The following is a 1,805-nucleotide window of genomic DNA, read 5'->3' as shown; positions in this document are numbered from 1 at the left end:
GGTGGCGCGCGGACGTTTCCCCCACCAGTCCCTGCTGCGCCAGTGGTCGCCCGAGGACGACCGGGCGGTCGCCCACGCCCTCGCCGCGACCGGCGTCACCGACCTCGCCGGGCGACGTGTGGACGAGCTCTCGGGCGGGCAGAGGCAGCGCGTGTGGCTCTCCATGGTGCTCGCCCAGGAGACGCCACTGCTGCTGCTCGACGAGCCCACGACCTTCCTGGACCTCACCCACCAGCTGGAGGTCCTGGACCTGTGCCGCGGGCTCCACGAGGGCGGCGGGTACACACTGGTGGCCGTGCTGCACGACCTCAACCTGGCGTTCCGCTACGCCAGCCACCTCATCGTCATGAAGGAGGGGCGCGTCATCGCCCAGGGGCGACCCGAGGACGTCGTCGACGCCGCCCTCATCGAGGAGGTCTACGACGTGCCCTGCCTGTGCCTGCCCGATCCCGTCACCGGACGGCCCTGGATCATCCCCACCGGCGGACCCGACTCGAGGAGGAGCGCATGAGCGACCGGCACGGACACCACGACCACCCGGGACACCACGACCACCCTGAGCCCCGCGGCCACTCGGGGCGGCGGGGCGGCCACCGTCACGACACCGACGGGTTGCCCGCCCTCATCGAGGTCGCCGCCGTCCACGACGTCTCGGCCAGCATGCGCCGGGTCCGTTTCGCGGGCGAGGGCGTCGCCGCCTACCTGCGTGCACCCCGCATCCCCAACATCAAACTGCTCTTCCCCCACGAGGGCGCCTCACCGGACCTCCCCACCCCCGGGGAGGGGCACCACTACGACTTCACCCCCGGGCAGCGCGAGCGGGTGCGCACCTACACGGTCCGTGACTTCGACGTGGACGCGGCGACGCTGGACGTGGACTTCGTGCGTCACGGGCGCGAGGGACTGGCCTCGGCCTGGGTGGAGGACGCGCGCCCCGGCGACCGGCTCGGCGCGCTGGGCGGGGGCGGTCGCCTGCCCGGGCCCTGCACCTGGATCCTCCTGGTGGCCGACGACACCGGCCTGCCCGGGGCCTCCGCCATCCTCGAGCAGCTGCCCACCCACCAGCGTGGTGTGGCACTGCTGGAGGTCGACGGCCCGGAGGACGAGCAGGAGCTGGCACACCCGGACGGTGTCGAGGTGAGGTGGCTGCACCGCGGGGGGACGCCCGCCGCCTTCTCGGGCCTGCTCACGCAAGAGGCCCGCGCCGAGCTGGCGGAGGTGCCGGTGGCGCTGGAGGAGGCCTTCGTCTGGGTCTCGGCGGAGTCCCACGTGGTGCGCAGGCTCCGACGGGAGGTCCGCGCGCTGGGCGTACCCAGGGCCGGCCAGCTGGTCATCGGGTACTGGCACGCCGGCAGCACCGAGACCTCCTACGCGGTCTCGGCGGACCACGACCGGGTCCGCGACGAGTCCGCCGTCATGCTGCCCGAGGACACTGCCCTCACCGGCGACGCCCTGGCACACCTGTTCTCCGGGGGCACGCGGTGACCGCCGTGCCGGCAGCGACGGGGGGCCCGGCCGTCCCCGTCCGCCCCGAGGGACCCACCACGTGGACCGATCGCCACGGACGGGCCCACACCGAGCGCCACGCGCACGTCCCCGGGCGTGCCCGGGCGGCGCTCAGCTCGGTGGTGCTCGCCCGGCGCAACCCGCTGGTCACCGATGACAGCAGCGCCGACGAGGCGCGCGATCCACCAGTGCTNTACACTGGTGTCGAGCACAGGGCCAGCGTTGTCCTGCTCTGGGCAACGCCTNTTCGACACGCGGCATTCGCGGCTCGGATTCACCGCTGAGACTCGACTGTGACC

2 protein-coding genes are annotated in these 1,805 nt (G+C 73.5%); both read left to right on the top strand.

Going from position 1 to position 1,805, the window contains the following annotated elements; translation table 11 throughout:
* Positions 1 to 511, top strand: a 511-nt coding sequence (locus TA90_RS00440) for an ABC transporter ATP-binding protein (RefSeq protein WP_043534067.1), incomplete at its 5' end; no start/stop codon positions are given.
* Positions 508 to 1,485: a siderophore-interacting protein gene (locus tag TA90_RS00435; protein WP_052450314.1), complete on the top strand. Its 978-nt coding sequence runs from the start codon at positions 508 to 510 to the stop codon at positions 1,483 to 1,485. The genes TA90_RS00440 and TA90_RS00435, both read left to right, overlap by 4 nt.
* Positions 1,486 to 1,805 lie beyond the last annotated feature (320 nt).

The organism is Actinomyces polynesiensis, from assembly GCF_000820725.1.
In the GTDB taxonomy this organism is placed as follows: Bacteria; Actinomycetota; Actinomycetes; order Actinomycetales; family Actinomycetaceae; genus Pauljensenia; species Pauljensenia polynesiensis.
Note: the sequence above shows the minus strand (reverse complement) of the source record. Positions and strands in the feature narration are given on the sequence as shown.